The sequence below is a fragment of the Pontibacter kalidii genome, assembly GCF_026278245.1.
Taxonomy (GTDB): domain Bacteria; phylum Bacteroidota; class Bacteroidia; order Cytophagales; family Hymenobacteraceae; genus Pontibacter; species Pontibacter kalidii.
Window position 1 is genome coordinate 266,597 of record NZ_CP111079.1, and the last position, 16,673, is coordinate 283,269.

A 16,673-nucleotide genomic window follows, 5' to 3' on the forward strand; every position below is an offset into this window, starting at 1 on the left:
AAGTGTAGTGGTAATGAGGGGGTGAAGTCGCTGAGGCCAAATAATAAACCTATTATGTTTGATTAATGGAATTCGCATAGTAGATTTGTGCCCATAAAGTAAATTCACCATATCATATACTAAACACAAGTGATCTTGGCTATGGTTAGCTGTATACTTAAAACTCAATCTAAAATTTTGTACACCTTCCTGTTAGCCCTGGTGGTTTCATTCGGTGCTTTCGCTCAGGAGAGTGAGCAGGCAGAGGTAGCCCAAAAAGGTGTTGAGCCGGGTGCTACCGAAGGTGCGGAAGTGTCTACCGGGGACCCAGCGGTTATATCGGCAGGAGAGGCCTTGTTTAAGAACAACTGCGCCGTTTGTCATTCTGCCGGCAGCGACGTTATTGTGGGACCTGGCCTGCAGGGTGTGACAGACAGACGCAGTGAGTCATGGCTGATTAGCTGGACGAAGAACTCTCAGGCGCTTATCCAGTCTGGCGATGCGGATGCAATTGCCATTTACAACCAATTTAATAAGCAGGCGATGCCTTCTTTCGCTTTCTCTGATGATGAGGTGAAGTCTATCCTTGCTTATATAGCGTCTGGTAAGGGTGTTGCTTCTGCTCCGGCAGCGGGAGTGCCTGGCGCCACAGCAGGTGAGAACGTAGGTACGGATGCTATCGGTTCTGCCGGAGCCATCGGAGGTTACCTGGATATTGTGCTGGTGGTGTTGATCATCGTGCTGATCGTGCTGGTGGTAACGCTGTTGCTGATCACATCGCTACTGAAGAACTACCTGAACAAGAATCGACAGCTGAACGAGTATGACGCTGAGGTGGTAAACCAGCGCTTTGACTTCTCTAAGATATACAAGTCCAAGGCTGTTCGTACCCTGGTGGTGCTGATCTTCGTGGTGGTGCTGCTCGACCTAACAATAGATAAAGTAATGGGTATTGGCATACAGCAGGGCTATGCGCCTAAGCAGCCAATTGCCTTCTCGCATAAACTGCACGCCGGCGAGCACCAGATTGACTGTAACTACTGCCACACAACCGTGTACGAAAGCAAGAGTGCCAGCATTCCATCAGCAAACATCTGTATGAACTGCCATAGCCAGATCAAGACAGAGTCGGCTGAGATTCAGAAGATATACAAAGCCATTGAGCGCAACGAGCCTATCCAGTGGGTGCGCATCCACAACCTGCCGGACCTGGCGTACTTTAACCACTCGCAGCATACGCAGGTGGGCGGTGTAGAATGCCAGACCTGCCACGGCCCGATTCAGGAAATGGAAGTGGTTTACCAGTATTCTCCTCTTACCATGGGCTGGTGTATAGATTGCCACCGCGAAACACCATTGAACACAGAAGGCAATGGATACTACGATAACTTGGTGGAACTGCACGAGGCTTCTTCGAAAGGTGCTTTCACAGTGTCCTCAAACGGTGGTGCGGAGTGCTCTAAGTGCCACTATTAATCAATCTCTATTTCAATTAAGTATTCGAGTTTTCTAGATATAATATGCAAGACAGAATAAAATACTGGAAAGGAATTGAGGAGCTGGAAAATGCTCCGGAATTCGAGAAGCATGCTCATAACGAGTTTCCAGAATTCCTGCCGATTAACGAAGTGGAGGGGGGAGAGTCTGCTTTGAACGGTAAGACGCGCCGCCGCGACTTCCTGAAACTACTAGGTTTTAGCATGGCAGCCGTGTCGCTGGCTTCTTGCGAGGCGCCGGTGCGCAAGGCAATTCCATACCTGAACAAGCCGGTGGACGTGGAGCCAGGTGTAGCCAACTGGTATGCCTCCACTTTCTACCAAGGCGGCGACTACAACAGCATTCTTGTAAAAACCCGCGAGGGCCGTCCGATCAAAATAGAGCCAAACCCAAGCTCAGGGCTGACGCCACTAGGCACAAGCCCGAAAGCGCAGGGGTCTCTTCTCGGTCTGTATGATGTGAACCGCCTGCGTTTTCCGTTGATTGCCGGGAAAGAAGCAAAGTGGGAGGAGGTAGATAAGCAAATTAAGTCTCGCCTTGCCAACGTAAATGGCAAAGTGGCTTTTGTCTCCTCTACCATCATCAGCCCGACCACACAGAAACTGATCAACGAGTTTGGTGCTCGCTTTGCCAATTTCGAGCATGTAACCTATGACGCTAACTCCGCCTCAGGTCTGCTTCAGGCCAATGGAGGGGTTATACCTGGTTATGACTTCAGCAAGGCCAACATCATTGTAAGTATAAATGCTGACTTCCTGGGAACATGGGTAGCTCCGATTCCTTTCGCTAAGCAGTATATCCAGACAAGGAAGCTTAATCCTGATAACCCAACGATGTCGCGCCACTACCAGTTCGAGACAATTCTGTCGCTGACTGGTTCCAATGCCGACGTTCGTGTGCCTATCAAGCCTTCTGACGAGGCTGCCGTGGTTACGGCTCTGCACAACGCCATCACAGGGCAGGGTGCTTCTAGCTCAGTTGTAGATGCCAAAATCCTGGCAGCTGCTGTAAAAGACCTGCAGGCTAACAGAGGCAGAGCATTGGTAGTATCTGGCTCCAATGATCCAGGTGTACAGGCAATGGTGAGAGCCATCAATAATGCCTTGGGCGCTGAAGGCTCTACCATCAACACAGAGGCACCATTCTTCACTAAGCAGGGCAACGATGCGGACATGATCCGCCTGATAGAGGAAATGAACGCTGGCTCTGTAGGTGCCGTGTTCTTCTACAACGCAAACCCAGTATACGACCATCCGCTTGCTGCCAGAGTAGCGAGTGGCCTAAAGAAAGTGGGCTTGAAGGTTACCTTTGCCGACAGGGTGGAGGAAACTGCCAAATTTGCGGACTTCGTGACACCAGATCATCATTATCTGGAGTCCTGGAACGACTTTGAGCCGAGAAGAGGCTTCCTGAGCTTAGCACAGCCGGCAATCAGCCCGGTGTTCACAACCCGCCAGATGCAAGACAGCCTGCTGGCGTGGAGCGACCAGAAGACGGACTTCTATGAGTACCTGCGCAATAACTGGAGATCGGTTGTAGGCGGTAACTTTGACCAGGCTTGGGAGAAGGCAGTGCATGACGGCGTGTTGGAGAACGGCACAAGCCTGCTGCGGGTAAAGACAACTGCCGCGGCTGCCCCTACTGCTGTAAGGAAAGTACAGCCGGCTGCTATTGAGGCTGTAGTGTATGAAAAAGTAAGCATTGGCACCGGTGAGTTCACCAATAACCCTTGGCTGCAGGAGCTTCCTGATCCGGTGTCGAAGGCAACCTGGGGTAACTATGTTGCCATGCCTCGCCTGATGTCAGAGGAGATGGGCGTAGTACAGGGAGACGTGCTGAAGGTAACCTTCGCCAACAATGAGAGCATTGAGTTGCCGGCGCTCGTTCAACCTGGTCAGGCCAACGGAACGGTGGCCATTGCCATGGGGTATGGCCGAGACCTGGAGGCGATGCCAGTTGCGAAAGGTTTGGGCGCGAACGCCTTTCCTATAGCAACGGTGAACGACAACGTGGTATTGTATACCAGCGGAGTTAAGCTTGAGAAAACAAATGCTACCTCTCCGATTGCACAAACACAGACGCACCATACGATCATGGACCGCATTGTGGTGCAGGAGAACACCCTGGCTAAGTATAAGGAGACTCCAAATGAGGTAACAACATACGTTCGCATTGCTACGCACGAGGGACCTGTAAAACCGGCTACTATCTCTCTTTGGGATGATTATGAGTACAAGAACCACCATTGGGGCATGGTCATCGACCTGAACTCCTGCATTGGTTGCGGTGCCTGTACCATGAGCTGTAACGTGGAGAATAACATTCCGGTGGTAGGAAAAGCCGAGGTGCTGATGCGCCGCGAAATGCACTGGATGCGTATTGACAGGTACTACAGTGCCAAGGAGCATGAGGCAAAAGACTACGCTGAGATGGAGCACCCTGCAGATAACCCATCGGTTATCTTCCAGCCAATGCTTTGCCAGCACTGTAACCACGCGCCATGCGAGACTGTTTGCCCGGTAGCCGCTACCATGCACAGCTCGGAAGGTATCAACCAGATGGCCTACAACCGCTGCGTAGGTACACGTTACTGCGCCAACAACTGCCCTTACAAGGTGCGTCGCTTCAACTGGTTCGCTTACGCCAACAACGATAAGTTCGGCTTCAATGAGCCAATGAACAACGATCTTGGTAAAATGGTGCTGAACCCGGATGTGACCGTTCGGGGCAGAGGTGTGATGGAGAAATGCTCCTTCTGCGTACAGCGTGTGCAGTTAGGTAAGCTGGAGGCCAAGCGCGAGAACAGAAGACCGAAAGACGGTGAAATCGTGACGGCTTGTGCACAGTCTTGCCCTACCGAGGCGATCGTTTTCGGTGACATGAAAGATCCGGAGAGCCGCATCTCCAAGATCCTTTCACGCCAGCAGGGTGAGCGCGCGTTCCACGTCCTGGAAGAGCTTAACGTTCAGCCTAACGTGACTTACCTGACTAAAATTAGAAACTTAGCTTAACTTTAAATACTGAGAGCTTTATGCAGCATGTATCTCCGATAAGAGAGCCTCTGGTAACGGGGGGTAAAACATACCACGACATCACCGAAGATGTCTGCAGACAAGTGGAGGCGAAGCCCAACGTGCGTTGGGCCGCTGCCCTTGCCGTTGCACTGGTAGGCTTAGCTATATTTATCTACTCTGTATACCGCACCTTATGGTACGGTATAGGGGAGTGGGGGCTTAACAAAACAGTTGGATGGGCATGGGATATCACCAACTTTGTGTGGTGGGTAGGTATCGGCCACGCTGGTACGCTGATCTCCGCTATTCTCCTCCTGTTCCGTCAGAAGTGGAGAACCTCCATCAACCGTGCAGCGGAGGCGATGACGATCTTCGCCGTAATCTGCGCGGCGATGTTCCCGGTGCTGCACATGGGCCGTCCGTGGCTGGCCTACTGGGTACTTCCACTGCCGAACACCTTTGGGTCACTTTGGGTTAACTTCAACTCGCCACTCCTTTGGGACGTGTTCGCGATCTCTACTTACTTCTCGGTATCCCTAGTATTCTGGTACATTGGTCTTATACCAGATTTCGCTACAATCCGTGACAGAGCAGTAGGCCCTATTGCCAGAAGAGCATATGCAGTTCTTTCATTCGGTTGGACTGGTTCTGCAAAAGCATGGTCTCGCTATGAGACCGTTTCCCTGATCTTGGCTGGTCTTGCCACGCCACTGGTGCTTTCGGTACACACGATCGTATCCATGGACTTTGCAACATCAGTGATTCCTGGTTGGCACACCACTATCTTCCCTCCATACTTTGTGGCAGGTGCGATCTTCTCAGGCTTCGCCATGGTGCTTACCCTGATGATTATCACCAGAAAAGTATTCTTCCTGGAAGACTACATCACCTTGGAGCACGTGGAGTCGATGAACAAGGTAATCATCCTGACCGGCTCTATCGTGGGTATCGCCTATACTACCGAGTTCTTCATCGCCTGGTATTCAGGAGTGGAGTACGAGCAGTACGCCTTTATTAACCGTGCCTTTGGTCCTTACTGGTGGGCCTACTGGTCCATGATGACCTGTAACGTGATCACCCCGCAGCTTTTCTGGTTCAGAAAGATCAGAAGAAGCCTCACCGCCACTTTTATCATTTCCATCTTCGTGAACATTGGTATGTGGTTCGAGCGTTTCGTGATCATCGTAACCTCGTTGCACAGAGATTATCTGCCTTCTTCATGGGCAATGTTCTCTCCAACCATCATCGATATTGGTGTTTACGTTGGAACCATTGGACTTTTCTTTACACTGTTCCTGCTGTTTGCGAAGTTTTTCCCGGTAGTGAACATGGCCGAGGTGAAAGCGATCCTGAAGTCTTCTTCAGAAGTAACGCACAGCCATAGCAAAGCTGCTACCATGCATGCTACTGACAAGGATTCGAACTCTAATACACATCGCAATGAATAAGAAGTTTGTTCTAGGTATTTATGATGATGAAGATGTGCTGCTGACAGCCATCGAGAATATCCGCGCCGCCGGAACCAAGATTTATGACGTGTTTTCCCCTTATCCGGTACACGGTATTGACGATGTGTTAGGTATTAAGCGCTCAAGACTTCCGATCGTAGCCTTCTTTGGAGGATTAACGGGAATGTCCTTCGCGCTTTGGATGCAGATCTGGATGATGGGCTTTGACTGGCCGATGATCATTGGTGGTAAGCCCCATATCGCGCTTCCTTCCTTTATCCCGGTAACGTTCGAGCTAACGGTGCTTTTCAGTGCCTTCAGCATGGTGATCACGTTCTTTATCGTGTCTAATCTGAAGCCGTCGCTGAAGGTGAACGTGTTTGATAAACGCTCTACAGACGACAAATTCGTAATGGCTATAGAAGTGAAAGAAGGAGCAACCGATATGGAGGCTCTGAATAACCTTCTTCGCTCTAACGGTGCAATAGAAGTTAATGAGAAGGAGGTAGTAAAATAATGAAGAGAATTATAAACACGGGCTTCACAGCCTCAGCTATACTTTTCTCTGCTGCAGTTCTCTTTTCCTGCAGCAATGAGCAAGACCCAGGGCTCGAGTTTGCCCCGGACATGTACCACTCTGTTCCTCTTGATCCCTATTCTCAGATAAAAGAGAACAAGTTTAACCCGGCCGGCATGAACATGCGTGAGCCGGTTAAGGGCACTGTTGCACGTGGAAAGCAAGGGTATAACACATACCTGACAGAAGACAACGCCGAGACGGCAGGAGCAGAGCTGAAAAACCCGCTTGCCAGAAACTCAGAAAACCTGGCAGAAGGAAAGGTCCTGTATACCCGCTTCTGCTCGCCTTGCCACGGTGCTGAAGGCGATGGCCAGGGACTGGTGGGGCAGAAGTTCAAAGGTGTGCCATCCTATACGGCGGGCCGCGTTGCGGAACTTCCGGGAGGACACATTTACCACGTTATCACCTACGGCAGAGGGCGTATGTTGCCTCACGGTTCACAGGTTGACCCGGAGGAGCGCTGGAAGATAGTTATGTATGTACAGCAGCTACAAAAGGGAGAGACAGGCACAGCCGTTTCTGATGATGCTTCGGAAGAGGCCGCACAGGAAGCCGCTGAGACCGGAACCGCAAACCCTGTAACCGGAACCCCTAATAACTAAGACTAAGGCATAAAATAAAGGGATAATGACAGAAGAAAGACTCATCATTTCCAGAAAAACGAATAACAAGTTTTTCTTAATGATAGCTGTAGGTGTAGTTCTACTTATAGCAGGCATCATTTTTATGGCCGCAGGCGGAGGAGCAGATCACGGTGAGGGACACGGTGAGGCTGCGGCGGCAGGTCATGAGGCTGCTTCATGGACAAAGCGCTTGTTCGTGAACCTTTGGCTGAACAACGTATACTTTACGGGTATAGCCCTGATCGGTACCTTCTTCGTGGCGGTACAGTATGTGGCGTATGCCGGTTGGTCAGTATTGATTAAGAGGATTGCTCTTGCACTGAGCTACTTCCTGCCAATAGGGGGAGCTCTCATGCTGCTGGTTTTCCTTTTCGGTGGACATGACATCTTCCACTGGACACACGAGTACTTGTATGATATCAACGATGAGCGGTATGACCCGATCATCGCAGGCAAGTCGCCCTACCTGAACACGGCGTTTTTCCTTATCCGTATGGTGATCTACTTCGCACTGTGGATATGGTTTTCCATGTGGCTGAGAAAGGAGTCCATCAATGAGGACCTGAACGGTGGTACGAACTACTACCACAAGAGCATCCGTATTTCTGCCGTATTCCTGGTAATCTTCGGCATCACTTCTTCTACCGCTGCGTGGGATTGGGTGCTTTCCATCGACACACACTGGTTCTCAACCATGTTCGGCTGGTATGTATTCGCCAGCTGGTGGGTGTCTGGCCTTGCTGCCATCACACTAACGGTGATTATCCTGAAGCAGAACGGTTACCTGAAGATGGTTAACGCCAACCACCTGCATGACCTGGGCAAGTTCGTGTTTGCCTTCTCTATCTTCTGGACCTATATCTGGTTCTCGCAGTTCCTGCTTTACTGGTATGCGAATATGCCGGAAGAAGCTATCTACTTCATTGAGCGACTGGGTGGTAACGGAGGCCATTTCAAATGGATCTTCTTCTTTAACCTGATCATAAACTTTGTGCTGCCCTTCCTTGTTCTGATGACAAGAGACGCGAAGCGCCAGATGATCATGCTGAAGATCGTTACAATCGCCATCCTGATAGGGCATTGGTTTGACTTCTACCTGATGATGATGCCAGGTACCTTGCGTACAGACGCCGGTATAGGGTTCATCGAAATCGGTACCGCTCTAATCTTCTTAGGCGTGTTCCTGCTGGCTTTCACCAAAGGACTCTCCAAAGCATCCCTGGTGCCAGTAAACCACCCGTTCCTAGAGGAGAGTGTTCACCATCATGTTTAGAGACTATACTAAAAGCGTTATATAATGATTACTTTCGCCATTGGTTTATCCATTCTTCTATTACTGGTCATCCTGTTCCTGCTTTTCAGGATCGGCACGCTGACGTCAATCTTCCGGGGTTCTTCAGAGCGTGCTGCCGGTACTACTCATGTTAGCAACCGTGTAAACGGAACACTGCTACTGCTCTTCCTGGTACTGGGCGGAGCGGCTTTTGCCTGGTCTTTTGCGGATGCATGGGATGAGATGAACCTGCCGCTAGGCTCGCTGCACGGGGAGTGGACAGACAACCTGTTCTGGACAACGATGATCATCATCGGAATCGTGTTTGTGATCACGCAGGTTCTGCTGTTCCTCTATTCCTATAAGTATCAGCACAAAGATGATAAGCGGGCATACTACTACCCCCACAACAACAAGCTGGAGATTGTCTGGACGATGATTCCTGCTGTGGTGATGGCGGTGCTTGTATTCGGTGGCTGGCAAACCTGGACCAAGATCACTAGTGCTGCCCCAGAGGATGCCGTGGTAGTGGAGATTGTCGGTAAGCAGTTTAACTGGCTGGTGCGTTACCCAGGAGCTGATGGCAAGCTTGGCGTTGCCAAAACCACGCTCATCGACGCAACAAATGAGATTGGTGTTGACTTCAGTGATCCAAACGCGCAGGACGACATCATCAACCCGCTTCAGATCCATGTGCCTAAGGGCAAGCCGGTGCTACTGAAGATCAGATCCAGAGATGTGATCCACAGTGTGTTCATGCCGCATTTTCGCCTAAAGATGGACGCTGTGCCAGGTATGCCTACGAAGTTCTGGTTTGTTCCGACAAAGACTACGAACGAAATGGCTAACGAGACCGGAAACCCAGACTTCAAGTATGAGTTAGCTTGTACGGAAATTTGCGGAAGAGGCCACTTCGCCATGCGCTTTGTAATCGTGGTCGATGAACCAGAGGAGTATGAGGCCTGGTTAGCTAGCCAAAAGCCGTTTGTGGAGCAAAACCCTCAGGTGCTGGCTAAATTCCAGAAAGAAAGCGCTACTGAATTTGTAGCGGAGGCTAAGGCAGAAGTAGAATAACTGATTTGTAGCATTTTAATTCTCACATAAGAATGTCTAGTACAGATATAACGATTAACAGGGATGTGCATCACGCTCACGAGGAGCATGAGCATCATCACGATCAGAACTTCTTTGAAAAGTATATCTTTAGCCTCGACCATAAGGTAATTGCTAAGCAGTACCTGTTCATGGGTATTTTCTGGGCATTTATAGGCGGCTTTTTATCGATCCTTTTCCGATTGCAGCTGGGCTGGCCGGAGGCCACATTCACCTTCCTGGAGCCTATCCTGGGCGGCTGGATCGAGAATGGCAAGTTGAACCCGGAGTTCTACCTGGCCCTGGTGACCATGCACGGTACCATCATGGTATTCTTTGTGCTGACGGCGGGCCTGAGCGGCACGTTCAGTAACTTCCTGATCCCGCTGCAGGTGGGTGCCCGTGACATGGCCTCTGGCTTTATGAACATGCTCTCGTTCTGGATCTTCTTCATCGCCAGCGTTATCATGTTCTGGTCGCTCTTCATCGAGACAGGACCTGCTGCCGGTGGCTGGACGGTGTATCCGCCGTTGAGTGCGCTTCCTGAGGCTATCCAAGGGTCTGGCGACGGTATGACGATGTGGTTGATCTCTATGGCCCTGTTTATTGCATCGCAGTTGCTGGGTGGCATCAACTATATCACGACCGTGATTAACCTGCGTACAAAAGGTATGTCCATGACGAAGCTTCCGCTGACGATCTGGGCGTTCCTTCTGACAGCAGTGCTGGGCCTTCTGGCTTTCCCGGTGCTGCTTTCTGCAGCCCTGCTGCTCATCTTTGACCGTAGCTTCGGCACCAGCTTCTTCCTTTCCGACATCTACATCGCAGGACAGGCACTAACAAACACTGGTGGTAGCGCTATCCTGTTCCAGCACTTGTTCTGGTTCCTGGGCCATCCGGAGGTGTACATCGTGATTCTGCCTGCCATGGGACTCGTATCAGAGGTAATTGCCACAAACGCACGTAAGCCCATCTTCGGCTACCGCGCCATGATCGGCTCCATGTTCGGTATCGCTGTCCTTTCTTTCGTAGTTTGGGCGCACCACATGTTCGTGACCGGGATGAACCCGTTCCTGGGCTCGGTGTTCATGTTCCTGACGCTGATCATCGCCGTACCATCCGCTGTGAAGGTGTTTAACTGGATCGCCACGCTCTGGAGAGGTAACATACGCTTTACAACGGCAATGATGTTTGCCATCGGATTCGTGTCGCTCTTCATCTCCGGTGGTCTGACGGGCATCATCCTGGGTAACTCTGCCCTGGACATCCAGTTGCACGATACCTACTTCGTGGTGGCGCACTTCCACCTGGTGATGGGTGCAGCGGCTTTCTTTGGTATGTTCTGCGGTGTGTACCACTGGTTCCCGAAGATGTTTGGCCGCATGATGGATGAGAAGCTGGGCTTCGTTCACTTCTGGTTCACATTTGTCTCTGTTTACCTGGTGTTCATGCCAATGCACTACATCGGCATCGCCGGCTTCCCAAGAAGATACTACAACTGGACAGGCTTTGAGACGTTCAACATCTTCACGGATATGAACACGTTCATCAGTATTGCCGCTATCCTCGGCTTTACAGCACAGTTCATCTTCCTGTTCAACTTCATCTACAGCATCTTCCGCGGAAGAAGAGCCACCGAGAACCCTTGGCATTCTAATACGCTGGAGTGGACGACACCAGTTCTTCCAGGCCATGGAAACTGGCCAGGTGAGATACCAACTGTTTACAGATGGCCTTATGACTATAGCAAGCCAGGCGCTGCTGAAGATTACATTCTACAAACAGTACCTTACTCGCAGACGCAGTCTTCTAACCTGCCCAACGAGAAGGATTTCGAATAAAGCGTATTAATGGCTATCAAATCTTTTCAGTATAAAAGATTTAGAAATATTGGGGTATTGACAGTTTTTGCTGTCTACTTCCTGATATTAGTCGGGGGAATCGTTCGCAGCACGGGGTCAGGCATGGGGTGTCCGGACTGGCCAAAGTGCTTCGGTAGTTGGGTTCCCCCGACTGATGTTAGCCAACTTCCGGATGATTACCTGGAAGTATACAAGCAACAGCGGATAGAGAAGAATCAGAAGCTGGCCGGTTATCTGGATGGGTTAGGTTTCGAGAAAGTTTCTGCCACTATTTTTTCCCATCCGAGTCAGTACATCGAGACAGAGTTCAACGTCACGAAGACCTGGATTGAGTACATAAACCGTTTGGTGGGGGCGCTGATAGGCATCTTTATTTTTCTGACGGTGGTGTATTCCATACCTTACCTGAAGGAAGACAAGCCAGTATTTTACCTGTCCCTAATCAGCTTTCTGCTGGTAGGGTTTCAGGGGTGGCTGGGCTCCATCGTGGTCTCGACCAACCTGCTGCCCGTTACCATTACCATACATATGGCGCTGGCGCTGGTTATTGTAGCGATGCTGCAGTACGCCGTTGCCCGTGCCAATAAGGACCAGGTGCTTACCGGGTACAGTTTCTCCCCTAAGCTTAACCTGCTCTTGTGGAGCTTAGCGCTTCTAACCTTCGGGCAGATCCTGATAGGAACCCAGGTGCGGGAGGAAGTGGATCTGATCTCCTTTACAATGGGTGGAGCTGAAAGAGCTTCCTGGGTAGATAACCTCGGAACTAGTTTCTATATCCACCGGTCGTTCTCCATACTGTTGGCGGCCTTGCATATTTACGTGGCCCTGCTGCTCTATCGCTTACAGAACCGTCAGATAAGGATACTGACGCACGTAATGCTGGCGCTAGTCGGGGCAGAGATTGTCATCGGAATCATCATGGCCTATTTTGCCATTCCTCCGGTGCTTCAACCACTGCATCTTACGTTTGCTGCCCTGCTATTCGGGGTGCAGTTTCAGCTTTTGATCGTTTATTATTACGCCTCTCGCAAGGCGAAAACTCCGCAAGTAGTTGTTCATAACTAATGTACACGAGCAATACCAAGACACTACTGCAAGCTTCTACCATGGCTAACAAAGCAACGGCATATTTTCAGCTATTAAAGTTTCGCTTAAGTTTAACTGTTGCTTTCTCTAGTGCCATCGGTTTTATACTTGGATACCCTAACGCCAGATGGTATGACATAGCACTGGTGATGCTTGGGGGAATGCTGGTAACTGGCGCTGCCAATATTATAAACCAGATTCTGGAGAAGGACCTGGATAAACTGATGAAGCGCACCTCCAAACGGCCGCTCCCTACCGGAGCGTTAACTGTAACAGAGGCTGCCATCTACTGCTTTTTGTTGGCACTGGCAGGAACGTTGCTGCTTGCTCTATACTTTAATCCCCTGGCTGCCGCCTTGTCGCTGTTGTCGTTGGTGCTGTATGGGTTTATCTATACGCCACTGAAGCGCATCAGCCCGATTTGTGTGTTTGTAGGGGCCATTCCGGGGGCCATGCCTCCGCTTATTGGCTGGGTGGCGGCTAGCGGGGCCATCGAGGTAGAAGCCATCATCCTATTTGGCATACAGTTCTTCTGGCAGTTCCCGCACTTCTGGGCCATTGCCTGGGTGCTGGATGATGACTACAAAAAGGCCGGCTTTAAGATGCTGCCTATGGCGGGGGGAAAGAACCTGAAGACCGCGATTCAGATCATGAGTTATACACTGGTGCTGATCCCGTTGAGCCTGCTGCCGCTGCAGTTCGGGATGGCCGGGATTACTTCGGCGATGATTGCCGTAGTATGCGGCGTGTTGTTTCTTGCCCAGACATTTTACCTGATGCGCACCTGCTCTAAGAAAGCCGCCATGAGCATTATGTTTGGTTCGTTTTTATATCTGCCTATCGTGCAGATAGCCTTTGTATTAGATAAAATTTAGGTATGGCAATGGCTAATTTCCCAATAGATGAGCGTAACAGCCGTGGTGGAGTGCATCCATTAAAGTTCTCGCTGTGGTTGATTATTATAAGTATTATCATGATGTTTGCAGCTTTTACGAGCGCCTACATCGTAAGAAGGGAGGAAGGAAACTGGCTTGAGTTCGATCTGCCCAACATCCTTCTGATCAACACTGTTCTGATCTTGCTGAGCTCTGTTACGATGCAGTTATCGTATAACTCGGCTAAGCAGGACAACATCAGCCGGGTAAAGTTGCTGCTGCTGTTGACCCTGGGCCTGGGTGTGGCTTTCCTGATAGGGCAGTGGTATGGCTGGGTAGACCTGGTGCAAAACAATATATACTTTGGAGGAACGGGAAGTAACCCTTCCGGCTCTTTTCTGTATGTGCTTACAGGGGTACACGGTTTTCACCTGATCACGGGGCTGATTTTTGTGCTGATCGTTTTCGTGAGCAGCCTGAAGTATAAGGTGCATTCCAAAAGCCTGCTGCGGATACAATTGTGCACGGTGTACTGGCACTTTTTAGGAGGACTTTGGCTATATTTGTATATATTCTTAAGAATAAATCACTAAACACGTTTTTCAATACATAAACTATGTCTACTTCAACTACGCTGGAAGCACCTAATACAGGTACATGGGACGGTGGTAACGAACCAATGAAAGCGAGCTATGGTAAACTCATGATGTGGTTTTTCCTGCTCTCAGATGCGTTTACTTTTGGTGCCTTTCTTATTGTTTACGGCCTGGCCCGCCATGCGCACATGCCTTATACAGGTGAGCCAGAGGCTTTCACCTTCTCTACGGAGTGGTGGCCGATACCTGAAAAAGTATTCAATGCCTTCCCTGGCTTTCATGGGGTAGACCTGCCGCTGGCATTCGTTGCATTGATGACGATGATCCTGATCCTCAGCTCTGTTACCATGGTACTGGCAGTAGAGGCGGGGCACCGCATGGACAAGAAAGACGTGGAGAAGTGGCTGCTTTGGACGATTCTGTTTGGTGCTACCTTCCTTGGTTGCCAGGCATGGGAGTGGTCGCACTTTATAGCTGGTACGGAAGAAGGCATGATCCTGGCTGACGGCACGCGTATATTCGGCGCTAACCTGACGGTTAACCAGTATGGCCCGCCCTTGTTCGCAGACCTGTTCTTCTTTATAACAGGATTCCACGGTACGCACGTAACCATCGGATGGATACTCTTACTTGTCGCCTTTATCAGTACGGTGAACGGGGTGTATCACAAACGTGGCCATTATGAAATGGTGGAGAAGATCGGTTTGTACTGGCACTTTGTGGACCTTGTGTGGGTATTCGTGTTCACTTTCTTCTATCTGATCTAAAAATTAAGAAATAACATAGCGGCACCGCAAGGTTTAAGCGAGCGGTGCCGCTATACAAAACATATCATTGGATTATGGCACATCATACAGAAAACGATTTTCATCACACCGGCGAGATTCCTAAGCCGCAGACAAAGGCTATCTGGAAAACGTTTTTTATACTTGTAGGACTTACCGCGCTTGAATTCCTCTTTGCCTTCACCATGGATGCCGGGACGGCCAGAAACGCCATCTTTATCATCCTGACGCTTTTCAAGGCATTCTACATCGTGGCGGAGTTCATGCACCTGAAGCACGAAACCAAGTCGCTGATCTGGTCCATCATTATCCCCTTGGCCCTCGTTATCTGGCTGATGGTAGCGTTGCTGGCAGAGGGAAGCTACTACTACGAGTCCATCACCAATTACTTTAAATAAGTATACCTTCTTGATGAATCCAATTAAGGCACTAATACTAGGACTCCTATTATTAGTGCCTATTCTTATTTTTATATTTATCAGTGTCTTCGGCACGCACCACTTCTCCCTTAAAACCTACTATCCAAAAGTAGACGACGCGGGGGAGATCGTGTACAATTCCGCCGGTGACACCATTTTTCAGCAGGTGCCTTACTTTAAACTAGGTACCCATACAGGCGACAGCTTATCGCAGGAGGCCCTGGACGAGAGCATCTACGTGGCCGGCTTCTTTAACCTGCCCTGCGCAGACTCCTGTCAGAGGGTTTTCTCGCAACTGGTGCGCGTGCAGGAGGCATTTGCAAACAATCCGCAGCTTACGCTTGTTTCCTTTGGAGTGGATGCTGCCCCGGACAGCATGCTGGCCCTGCAGCGTATAGCCCGGGAATATAAGGTGCAGGAAGATAAATGGTACCTGTTGGCCGCCGATAAGGCCCAAGCCGGTTCTCTGACAGAGGGGTTCCATGCGGCGGCGAAGCAGCAGAACGGAGAGGTGGCGGCCAGTGGCCGCCTGGTGCTGGTGGATAAAGAGAAGATGATCCGCGGCGTGTACGAGGGCACAGACCCCGAGGACGTGGACCGACTTATACTTGAAATAAACGTATTGCTGGATGAGTACAGTAAAAGAAAGTAACCTGACGAGTGCGCACGACCGCAAATTTCTGACGCTGATCGCGGTCCTTTCCGTGATTATCCCGGTGGTGGTGGCCCTGCTTTTCTTCATGCCCAAGTCAGGGGCTGCGGATGTGGATGTTTCTTACCTGCCTGGCTTTCACGCCACCCTTAACTCCCTGACCGCTGTTACGCTTGTGATAGGTTACGTGAATGTGCGGCGCGGAAACACCAGGGCTCATCGCACGGCGATGCTGGTGGCCTTTGGCCTGTCGGCTATTTTTCTGGTATCATACGTAACATACCATTTTCTGGGGCAGCGTACCATTTATGGCGGGGAGGGGCTTTTGAAGTACATTTACTACTTCATCCTTCTGACACACATCGTGCTGGCGGTCGTGATAGTGCCGCTGGTGCTGCTCTCCGTGTACTTTGGCATTACGAATCAACTCAGGCGCCACCGCCGTATCTCTAAATGGACATTCCCCGTTTGGTTATACGTGGCCATAACAGGCGTGCTGGTGTACTTGCTGATATCACCCTACTATGCATAAATAACTTATTACTATTACAACCTAGCGTGATGAGACAGAAACTGAACAGAATCGTAACGGCAGTGGCACTCGCCTTTATACTTATGTTTGCCACCACAGATGCCTACAGCCAGTGCGCCATGTGCCGCGCCACCGTGGAGTCAAACGTTGGAACGGGCAGTGACGAGTCCGGCAATGAGGTTGGAAGTGGCCTGAACATGGGGATTCTTTACCTGATGGTGGTGCCCTACCTGCTGATAGGAACCGTCGGTTTCTTGTGGTATAAGAATAGCCGCAAGAACACAAACAAAGCCTAAGGGGAGCCTCCCCTCTCAAAGTATAAATGCCTTTGCACCGCTGCCATAGCCGCTGTGCAAAGGC

16 protein-coding genes are annotated in these 16,673 nt (G+C 50.3%); all 16 read left to right on the forward strand.

The genetic code is table 11. The annotated features are described in order from the left end of the window. Positions 1-177: 177 nt before the first annotated feature. The 16 genes from OH144_RS01115 (at position 178) to OH144_RS01190 (ending at position 16,609) form a co-directional block, all read left to right on the forward strand. Positions 178-1,455 carry a cytochrome c3 family protein gene (locus OH144_RS01115; protein ID WP_323134767.1) on the forward strand — a complete coding sequence of 426 codons (1,278 nt, stop codon included), beginning with the start codon at positions 178-180 and terminating at the stop codon, positions 1,453-1,455. Positions 1,456-1,499: 44 nt separating this feature from the next. After that, the gene (locus tag OH144_RS01120; protein WP_266204448.1) at positions 1,500-4,487 is read left to right on the forward strand and encodes a TAT-variant-translocated molybdopterin oxidoreductase; all 2,988 of its coding nucleotides are present in this window, start codon (positions 1,500-1,502) and stop codon (positions 4,485-4,487) included. A gap of 20 nt (positions 4,488-4,507) precedes the next feature. Beyond that, complete coding sequence (gene nrfD, locus OH144_RS01125) at positions 4,508-5,938, forward strand: NrfD/PsrC family molybdoenzyme membrane anchor subunit (protein WP_266204449.1); 1,431 nt, start codon at positions 4,508-4,510, stop codon at positions 5,936-5,938. Continuing rightward, positions 5,931-6,455, forward strand: coding sequence for a DUF3341 domain-containing protein (locus OH144_RS01130; protein ID WP_266204450.1), 525 nt, complete (start codon positions 5,931-5,933; stop codon positions 6,453-6,455). Before nrfD ends, OH144_RS01130 begins: the two co-directional genes overlap by 8 nt. After that, on the forward strand, positions 6,455-7,120 hold the full coding sequence (locus OH144_RS01135; RefSeq protein ID WP_266204451.1) for a c-type cytochrome: 666 nt from the start codon (positions 6,455-6,457) through the stop codon (positions 7,118-7,120). The genes OH144_RS01130 and OH144_RS01135 overlap by 1 nt, the downstream gene beginning before the upstream one ends. A 25-nt stretch (positions 7,121-7,145) precedes the next feature. Further along, positions 7,146-8,414 (forward strand): quinol:cytochrome C oxidoreductase, encoded by a 1,269-nt coding sequence (locus OH144_RS01140; protein WP_266204452.1) that lies wholly within the window; start codon positions 7,146-7,148, stop codon positions 8,412-8,414. Between the two features lie 24 nt (positions 8,415-8,438). After that, positions 8,439-9,488 carry a cytochrome c oxidase subunit II gene (locus OH144_RS01145; RefSeq protein WP_266204453.1) on the forward strand — a complete coding sequence of 350 codons (1,050 nt, stop codon included), beginning with the start codon at positions 8,439-8,441 and terminating at the stop codon, positions 9,486-9,488. Between the two features lie 32 nt (positions 9,489-9,520). Continuing rightward, positions 9,521-11,347, forward strand: a complete 1,827-nt coding sequence (locus OH144_RS01150; RefSeq protein WP_266204454.1) for a cytochrome c oxidase subunit I — start codon at positions 9,521-9,523, stop codon at positions 11,345-11,347. Positions 11,348-11,356: 9 nt separating this feature from the next. After that, positions 11,357-12,433: a COX15/CtaA family protein gene (locus OH144_RS01155; protein WP_266204456.1), complete on the forward strand. Its 1,077-nt coding sequence runs from the start codon at positions 11,357-11,359 to the stop codon at positions 12,431-12,433. 41 nt (positions 12,434-12,474) lie between these two features. Further along, positions 12,475-13,329, forward strand: a complete 855-nt coding sequence (cyoE, locus tag OH144_RS01160; protein WP_266204457.1) for a heme o synthase — start codon at positions 12,475-12,477, stop codon at positions 13,327-13,329. A gap of 2 nt (positions 13,330-13,331) precedes the next feature. After that, on the forward strand, positions 13,332-13,922 hold the full coding sequence (locus OH144_RS01165; RefSeq protein ID WP_266204458.1) for a cytochrome c oxidase subunit 3: 591 nt from the start codon (positions 13,332-13,334) through the stop codon (positions 13,920-13,922). A 23-nt stretch (positions 13,923-13,945) separates the two neighbouring features. Beyond that, positions 13,946-14,692: a cytochrome c oxidase subunit 3 gene (locus OH144_RS01170; protein WP_266204459.1), complete on the forward strand. Its 747-nt coding sequence runs from the start codon at positions 13,946-13,948 to the stop codon at positions 14,690-14,692. A gap of 74 nt (positions 14,693-14,766) precedes the next feature. After that, positions 14,767-15,108: a cytochrome C oxidase subunit IV family protein gene (locus OH144_RS01175; RefSeq protein WP_266204460.1), complete on the forward strand. Its 342-nt coding sequence runs from the start codon at positions 14,767-14,769 to the stop codon at positions 15,106-15,108. Positions 15,109-15,163: 55 nt separating this feature from the next. Continuing rightward, positions 15,164-15,781: an SCO family protein gene (locus OH144_RS01180; RefSeq protein ID WP_266204461.1), complete on the forward strand. Its 618-nt coding sequence runs from the start codon at positions 15,164-15,166 to the stop codon at positions 15,779-15,781. After that, a complete protein-coding gene (locus tag OH144_RS01185) occupies positions 15,759-16,313 on the forward strand; it encodes a DUF420 domain-containing protein (RefSeq protein ID WP_266204462.1) in 555 nt (184 codons plus the stop codon). The genes OH144_RS01180 and OH144_RS01185 overlap by 23 nt, the downstream gene beginning before the upstream one ends. A gap of 29 nt (positions 16,314-16,342) precedes the next feature. Continuing rightward, positions 16,343-16,609, forward strand: a complete 267-nt coding sequence (locus OH144_RS01190) for a hypothetical protein (RefSeq protein WP_266204463.1) — start codon at positions 16,343-16,345, stop codon at positions 16,607-16,609. Positions 16,610-16,673: the final 64 nt, after the last annotated feature.

Excerpts from the sequence above, each read along its gene's own strand:
- nrfD (WP_266204449.1), top strand. The coding sequence starts at position 4,508 with ATGCAGCATGTATCTCCGATAAGAGAGCCTCTGGTAACGGGGGGTAAA.
- OH144_RS01150 (WP_266204454.1), top strand. The coding sequence starts at position 9,521 with ATGTCTAGTACAGATATAACGATTAACAGGGATGTGCATCACGCTCAC.
- OH144_RS01155 (WP_266204456.1), top strand. The coding sequence starts at position 11,357 with ATGGCTATCAAATCTTTTCAGTATAAAAGATTTAGAAATATTGGGGTA.
- OH144_RS01170 (WP_266204459.1), top strand. The coding sequence starts at position 13,946 with ATGTCTACTTCAACTACGCTGGAAGCACCTAATACAGGTACATGGGAC.
- OH144_RS01135 (WP_266204451.1), top strand. The coding sequence starts at position 6,455 with ATGAAGAGAATTATAAACACGGGCTTCACAGCCTCAGCTATACTTTTC.
- OH144_RS01145 (WP_266204453.1), top strand. The coding sequence starts at position 8,439 with ATGATTACTTTCGCCATTGGTTTATCCATTCTTCTATTACTGGTCATC.
- OH144_RS01175 (WP_266204460.1), top strand. The coding sequence starts at position 14,767 with ATGGCACATCATACAGAAAACGATTTTCATCACACCGGCGAGATTCCT.
- OH144_RS01120 (WP_266204448.1), top strand. The coding sequence starts at position 1,500 with ATGCAAGACAGAATAAAATACTGGAAAGGAATTGAGGAGCTGGAAAAT.
- OH144_RS01190 (WP_266204463.1), top strand. The coding sequence starts at position 16,343 with ATGAGACAGAAACTGAACAGAATCGTAACGGCAGTGGCACTCGCCTTT.
- OH144_RS01185 (WP_266204462.1), top strand. The coding sequence starts at position 15,759 with ATGAGTACAGTAAAAGAAAGTAACCTGACGAGTGCGCACGACCGCAAA.
- OH144_RS01140 (WP_266204452.1), top strand. The coding sequence starts at position 7,146 with ATGACAGAAGAAAGACTCATCATTTCCAGAAAAACGAATAACAAGTTT.
- OH144_RS01165 (WP_266204458.1), top strand. The coding sequence starts at position 13,332 with ATGGCAATGGCTAATTTCCCAATAGATGAGCGTAACAGCCGTGGTGGA.
- cyoE (WP_266204457.1), top strand. The coding sequence starts at position 12,475 with ATGGCTAACAAAGCAACGGCATATTTTCAGCTATTAAAGTTTCGCTTA.
- OH144_RS01130 (WP_266204450.1), top strand. The coding sequence starts at position 5,931 with ATGAATAAGAAGTTTGTTCTAGGTATTTATGATGATGAAGATGTGCTG.